This window comes from Anaerovorax odorimutans (assembly GCF_024459955.1).
Taxonomy (GTDB): Bacteria; Bacillota; Clostridia; order Peptostreptococcales; family Anaerovoracaceae; genus Hominibacterium; species Hominibacterium odorimutans_A.
Genome location: NZ_JANFXK010000038.1, coordinates 1 through 6,003, shown reverse-complemented (window position 1 = coordinate 6,003; position 6,003 = coordinate 1). Strand labels below are relative to the sequence as shown.

9 protein-coding genes are annotated in these 6,003 nt (G+C 40.0%); 6 read left to right on the top strand and 3 right to left on the bottom strand.

Going from position 1 to position 6,003, the window contains the following annotated elements; all coding sequences use genetic code 11:
* The first annotated feature begins 124 nt into the window (after positions 1-124).
* From NE619_RS17470 to NE619_RS17450, 5 genes are all read left to right on the top strand, one after another.
* On the top strand, positions 125-1,435 hold the full coding sequence (locus tag NE619_RS17470; RefSeq protein ID WP_256133769.1) for a hypothetical protein: 1,311 nt from the start codon (positions 125-127) through the stop codon (positions 1,433-1,435).
* 200 nt (positions 1,436-1,635) lie between these two features.
* Positions 1,636-2,145: a hypothetical protein gene (locus NE619_RS17465; RefSeq protein ID WP_256133768.1), complete on the top strand. Its 510-nt coding sequence runs from the start codon at positions 1,636-1,638 to the stop codon at positions 2,143-2,145.
* A gap of 2 nt (positions 2,146-2,147) precedes the next feature.
* A complete protein-coding gene (locus NE619_RS17460) occupies positions 2,148-2,294 on the top strand; it encodes a hypothetical protein (RefSeq protein WP_256133767.1) in 147 nt (48 codons plus the stop codon).
* Positions 2,295-2,685: 391 nt separating this feature from the next.
* On the top strand, positions 2,686-2,907 hold the full coding sequence (relB, locus tag NE619_RS17455; protein ID WP_256133766.1) for a type II toxin-antitoxin system RelB family antitoxin: 222 nt from the start codon (positions 2,686-2,688) through the stop codon (positions 2,905-2,907).
* On the top strand, positions 2,904-3,179 hold the full coding sequence (locus tag NE619_RS17450; RefSeq protein WP_256133765.1) for a type II toxin-antitoxin system RelE family toxin: 276 nt from the start codon (positions 2,904-2,906) through the stop codon (positions 3,177-3,179). Before relB ends, NE619_RS17450 begins: the two co-directional genes overlap by 4 nt.
* Positions 3,180-3,230: 51 nt before the next feature.
* On the opposite strand, the gene NE619_RS17445 is transcribed toward NE619_RS17450, so the two are convergent.
* Positions 3,231-3,422, bottom strand: coding sequence for a ribbon-helix-helix protein, CopG family (locus tag NE619_RS17445; protein ID WP_256133764.1), 192 nt, complete (start codon positions 3,420-3,422; stop codon positions 3,231-3,233).
* 368 nt (positions 3,423-3,790) lie between these two features.
* The gene (locus NE619_RS17440; protein WP_256133763.1) at positions 3,791-4,072 is read right to left on the bottom strand and encodes a hypothetical protein; all 282 of its coding nucleotides are present in this window, start codon (positions 4,070-4,072) and stop codon (positions 3,791-3,793) included.
* Between the two features lie 208 nt (positions 4,073-4,280).
* On the opposite strand from NE619_RS17440, the gene mobV reads away from it, so the two are divergent.
* On the top strand, positions 4,281-5,726 hold the full coding sequence (gene mobV / locus NE619_RS17435; RefSeq protein ID WP_256133762.1) for a MobV family relaxase: 1,446 nt from the start codon (positions 4,281-4,283) through the stop codon (positions 5,724-5,726).
* A 45-nt stretch (positions 5,727-5,771) separates the two neighbouring features.
* Here the strand turns inward: mobV and NE619_RS17430 are convergent.
* On the bottom strand, positions 5,772-6,003 hold a 232-nt coding region (locus NE619_RS17430; RefSeq protein ID WP_256133761.1), incomplete at its 5' end, for a hypothetical protein.

Below are 6,003 nucleotides of genomic sequence, written 5' to 3'. Positions count from 1 at the left end.
AATAGTAGGGGTGGATAATTGATTGACAGCCAAAAACGGCTGCTTTATAATTTTGGCCAGAGGTGGAATTACTGTATTGATACATTACGCCCCTTTCTATAATAAGGGTTAGAGGTGCTCGTATATGCTGAAAGATGAGAAGTTAGAAGTTATAAAAAAAGAATTCGACCAGAAAAATATGATTTTGGCGCAGTTTGGGGAGTGTGTAGATGGTATTACGCTTTACGAGGATGTATTCGAGGATACGGCGCTGGTCATGCCTGTTGTTTTTATTGACGAGGACGAGACAAAGCACATGGTAAAGATGAGTATTGCTGAAGCGATGGAACAGGCAAAAGACAGGAATGACGTACTTCTTGGCGGGAGTACCTATTTCAAAGAGTTTATCAGTAAGGAAACGGCAAAAGATATTTGTGCCTTTATCATAGATATGGATAATGTGTGGGCTGGTGTTCTTCTATCCGCTTTGCAGAATGATTGGAATACAGACAAAGAGGAATTGCCGAAACCGACCTATATCGTGAACAGCGGAACAGGCCTACACTTATATTTTGTGTTTGATGAGCCGATACCGCATTATTATTGTAATGCGGAGATCGTAGACCGGTTATATCGTGCGCTTGCTGTTCAACAGACAACAAAAAGGATTTATTTGTATAAGCAGGTGCAATGGTTTGGACAGGATTTCCGTATGGCCGGCGGTTTGAATAAGTATAATTGGCGCAATGAGGTCTTTCGTGTAGGAGAAAAATGGGATATAGATGAGTTGGCAAGGGCTGTAGGCATGAATAACACTCATTTTGTCCGATACGGAGAGTCAAGGCAAAAACAGCTGACGCAGCGGGACCGGACGAAGAATAGGCCGAAGCGTAAAGGGTGGCGGTGTAATAGGGGTTTTTATGATTATACCTTTGAACGTTGCTGGAATGAAACGAAAGAAGGAACGAGGTATATGTCCATGTGCGCCTTGACTGTCATAGCATGGAAATGTAACGTGTCGTTGGATGAGGTCGAGCGTGATCTCTTATCTCTTATCCCGAAATATAACGAGGGAGCAACAAGGAAGATCAAGGAAAATGAAGTGAATCACGCTCTTCGAATGTATAACGAGAAAGCCATGTTGACGCAGCGGGAACGCTTGGAAGCTTGGGTTGGCTGGGGATATAAACCGATTAAGCGGAAGGGGAGACAGCAAGATGTTCATTTGGAGAGAGCAAGAGCCGTGCAGGCCATAGATTATCCAGACGGCAGTTGGCGAAATAAAGAGGGCCGACCAAGTAAACAAAAAATTGTTGAGAAATGGCGGTGGGACCATTTAAATGATCCTACCATTACAAAAGCGGATTGTATTCGGGAAACCGGACTGGATAAAAAAACCGTTTACAAGTGGTGGAAGATCTTTGATGAAAATCTAAAATCTCTTTTAGGAAATTAATTAATGATCGCCTATCAGAAAAAAATAGTAGACCGACAAAGCAGGCGAGTGAAATGAGCGGTGTTTGTCGGTTCCCCAAACGTTAGTGTAGACGCTTGCTTTCGTATACTGTAATTCATTGATTTTTCAACGTTTATGAAGTAAAATAAGAAAAGTCGTAAGAATTTCTTGGGAAAATGTCTTATTATGGGGTGAAAACGTTGAAAATTAGAGAGTTTATAGATGGACGGAATGTTTCATATGATACTGTTCGAAAGTTCATAATAAACCATCCGGAATTATTTAAAGGTCATATTGGAAAATCAAAAAATATTATACTCGATGATGAGGCTGTACGGCTTCTTGAAGAGAAATACCCGTTACCGTCTCCGGTACAGGTAATTCAAGATGCTTCTGCTCGTGAACGACTGCAAGAAATAGAGGCAAAATATATAAATTTGTTGGAAGAAAATAATCGTCTGATACAAGAGATGGCGAATTTAAAACTGGTGCAGTACAAACAGCGATTTCTCGAAGAATCGGTTAAACAAAAGGACTATGAAATTGAGGAATTGCACAGTAAACTGGAGAGGGAAAAAGCTGAAAAAGAATCTGTAAGAGCTGTGGCCATTGAAGAGAATAAAAAACTCAAGGAAGAATTGGCAAATAAGGAAAAACAGCTCGAAATTGAAAAGAATAAAAGCTGGTGGGATAAACTAAGGAGGCGCTGATCATGAATATTATTAAGAAGCTGTTTTTCCTTATTTGGGACAAGGATTTTACAAAATTAACTCCTAGTGAGGCCAAGAGATTGGCGCAAACGGACAATGAAATTTCATGCGGAGAATTTGTTGTGGACTCAGAAGAACTGTGGCGTTAAAGATTATTTTGATGGGCATAAGGAAAATCTGACCCCAAATTCTTTGGGGCCTTGCCAGTGGCAAGGGATTTAGTTGGGGGCGTTTTTCACTAAAATGGTGGCAAAATGGTGGCGCTTTTTTAGTGGGTGGTGGCAAAACGGTGGCAGTTTTTTCTGACTGGGTGGCAAAATGGTGGCAGCTATAAATGAACTAATAATAAGGCCGAGTTTATAAAAATGCGAAGACTAACGCCCGATCGGCTCCGGCTGGAGCCGGTTTTAAGGAAATCGTAGAATAACTATGCGGAGAGCTGCAGGTTTGTAGAAATATTCACTGCCATAGTTTTTTATGGTTAAGTTGACAGGATAAAAAATGAGTAGTACAATGTACTACAGGAAAGGAGTTGAGCATATGAGTTTTTCTATTAGATTGACAACGGAAGAAAAATCCCTGGCGGAGAGTTATGCGAAGCTTCACTCCATGTCTTTGGGGGAAGCATTCAAGAAAGCTCTCTTTGAACGGATTGAGGATGAGTATGATATCGCCGTTGCAAATGAAGCTTATGATGAGTATGTCAAAGGTGGAAGAAAAAGCAAGCCCATCTCTGAACTGTGGAAGGAACTCGACCTATGAGGTACGATGTAGAGACAACGGTAAGGTTTAACAGGGAGTTTAAGAAACTTGACAAGTACACGCAACGTATGATAAAGGCGTGGATTGAGAAGAACCTTGTTGGGTGTGAGAATCCACGGCAGCATGGGAAGGGACTGACTGCGAATAGGAGCGGTCAGTGGAGGTATAGAATAGGAGATTACCGTCTTATCTGCGAGATAGAAGATCATAACTTGATTATTCTTGCTCTGTCCGTTGGGCATAGGAGAGAAGTCTATACCAGTGTTTTCTAACAAAAGAATATCATTAAAGTGGGTAACGGTTACCCACTTTAATTTTTTTTGCTATTTATCTTCGATTTCCGCAATTTCTAATGCCTGTGTTAGTAAAGTGACGATGACCTCATTGCGAGATAAATCAGTCTGGGCCGTAAACTTATCTAACTTTTCTGCTAGTTCCTGCGGCATTCTTACAGATGTGACCTTATAACCGTCTTCGCCTCGTTTGCTTTTTGGCACTATAATTTTATTGTTCATATAATATCACCAACCCATTTGTTTAGATTAGTAAAAATTATAGTTTCAAAAACGAGTTCTTTATATAATAATATTATGGTAATATATAGATATTTAGATTATGACTATAAAATATATTTAAAGAATGGTGTTAAGATGTGCGATAAGAAAATAACGCCGGAAGAACTTCATAAAAAGTTTAAAGAACATGAAAAACAGTGCTTTGAATTGCCGCTATATAAGCGGCTGGTATTAGTGTGTCATAACTTTCATGACAATTGGATTCTGAGGAAATTCTATAGACCTTTTTGGCTCATAAGTGAAGTGAAGGACGCCATAAGGCTTATTTTTAAACGTCCCAGAAATTAATATATGAGACATTCTGTGTCTCATATATTAATTTCTGAATTTGTATCTTCATAAAGTCTTTTATAGCGGTAGTAGGTTGCGCTGCTGATCCCCATTTCTTCCATTATCTCATTTTTTAATTTATGAGATTCCGCTAGTTTTATGAACTTGCTAAAGCTTTTTACCCACTTTTCATCAGCGGGTTTTCTTCCGGCACCTCTTGGATTTTTACCTTTGAGGCGAGTAATTTCTTCATCTTTCTCAATAATTATTTTCTGCAACTCATCAATTTTGTTGAGCAGCTCTTGCTCTCTATTTTCCATGATAAACTCCTTTAACGATGTATCAAATATTAATTTGTGACACTATTATATCATGCTTTAAATGTAGTGTCAAATATTAATTTGTGACATGGACTACAGGGGGTCAAGGGGTTTCCCCTTGCACATTACTTTGCGATGCAAAGTATAATGTGCTATACTTTATGAGCGACATGGTCGCTAAATAAAGTATGCTGACAGGGGGCGCGTTATGGGATTTGTAGTTGTTCACATGCAGAAAATAAAAGCCGGGGGAGTGCGGGGAATCCAAAGCCACAACAATAGGGAACATCCGCCTAAAACAAATCCGGATATCAGGCCGGACAAAACCGCCGACAATTACGATTTGGTTTCGGAACGAAACTACAGCAGAAAAATAAAACAGACCATAAAAAGCCAGGCCACGGAAACGAAAACAGTTCGTAAAGATGCCGTGGTCTTGTGCAATTTTATAGTAACCAGCGATGAACAGACCATGCGTAACTTGGGCGCCGATCGGCAGAGGGCATTTTTTGAAAAAAGCTTGGCGTGGTTTGCTGATCGCTATGGAGCGGACAATATTGTTAATGCAACCGTGCATATGGACGAAACGACGCCGCATCTACATATTGGCCTTGTCCCGATAAAAAATAAACGGCTTTCTGCAAAGAACCTATTCACCCGTCAGGAACTACAAGCAATTCAAAGCGATTTTGCTGCTCAGGTGGGCGCAGAATTTGGATTAGAGCGAGGAAAAGAAGGGTCGGAAAGGAAACACCTGTCAGAGCAGCAACTCAAGTTAAAAACGGCTGAAAAGGAACTCGCAGCCGTACAAGCAAAAATTGAAAAATTAAATCGTCAACTGGAACAGAAACATAAGAGCCTGAACTCGCTGATAACTGCATCAACCAAGATTCATAAGCAAGCCATGGCAGAGGAAAAGCGGGTGTATTCTTACCATGCTGAACAGGAAGAGCCGGCAGTGAAATCTCTTCCGGGGGGAAATGTCGTTGTAAAGAAGGACCACTTTAAGGAACTGCTGGAAATTGCAAAAATTTATGCGGCTAACTATTCTACCTTTCAGAATTTAACCTATAAAGAAAATGAAATTGCATCAAGCTTTGCACGAACAAAGCAACTGGAACATAAAGCCTTCGAGTTATGGAACAAACAGGCCAATCTATCGGTAGACTATAGAAAATTGCTGGAAGAAAATATTTCTTTAAGGGAATCCAATAAAAAAAGTTTTTCTGATTTAAAAAGAACAAAGGCGTTGCTTAAAGATGCGCAGCAACAAATGAATGATTTTAAGGGATTGGAGGAACTTCGTGGTTATGAAGTAAAAACCATTGGAAAAGCGGTGAAGTGTCTGCTCAATGATGAGAATTTGACAGAAAGGCAGAAAGAATTGCTAAAAGGAATTGTCCATTATGCTGGCTGTGATCAAGAACCCGCTGAAATCGGTGGAGTCTTGGCTGGAATGATTCCTAAAACGGAGAAGCAGCTGCGGGCCCAGTATAAGCGGGTATGTATGAAACTAGAGGACATTTGCCCGCTGGAAGAACGTATGAACCTGCTAGAAGAAAAACGAAAGCTTGAAAAAACCTTGAAAATTGAACCAAACCCACCGCAGGAAACAATAAAAAGAAAGCCTAGAGGGCATGATAAGAGCCGATAAATGACGTTTTGAGGGGCTTTATTAATTGAGCTGCCCCCCAATATACTAAAGACTGGTAAAAAACGGCGAGAACGCAAAACAGACGCTCTTAGGGGGATTTAATGAATGGATAGAGCGTGGAGAAATGAGTGTTATAAAATTATTATCGTAAATTAATTTGTGATAATAATTTTGAGAATAGCCAAAGGTGGAAAAAATGTATTGATAATATAAGCCCCCTGTAATAGTAGGGGTGGATAATTGATTGACAGCCAAAAACGGCTGCTTTATAATTTTG

What these genes read in the sequence shown, in the direction of transcription:
- NE619_RS17460 (WP_256133767.1), top strand. Translation starts at nt 2,148, where the DNA reads ATGAATATTATTAAGAAGCTGTTTTTCCTTATTTGGGACAAGGATTTT.
- relB (WP_256133766.1), top strand. Translation starts at nt 2,686, where the DNA reads ATGAGTTTTTCTATTAGATTGACAACGGAAGAAAAATCCCTGGCGGAG.
- NE619_RS17470 (WP_256133769.1), top strand. Translation starts at nt 125, where the DNA reads ATGCTGAAAGATGAGAAGTTAGAAGTTATAAAAAAAGAATTCGACCAG.
- NE619_RS17450 (WP_256133765.1), top strand. Translation starts at nt 2,904, where the DNA reads ATGAGGTACGATGTAGAGACAACGGTAAGGTTTAACAGGGAGTTTAAG.
- NE619_RS17445 (WP_256133764.1), bottom strand. Translation starts at nt 3,422, where the DNA reads ATGAACAATAAAATTATAGTGCCAAAAAGCAAACGAGGCGAAGACGGT.
- NE619_RS17440 (WP_256133763.1), bottom strand. Translation starts at nt 4,072, where the DNA reads ATGGAAAATAGAGAGCAAGAGCTGCTCAACAAAATTGATGAGTTGCAG.
- mobV (WP_256133762.1), top strand. Translation starts at nt 4,281, where the DNA reads ATGGGATTTGTAGTTGTTCACATGCAGAAAATAAAAGCCGGGGGAGTG.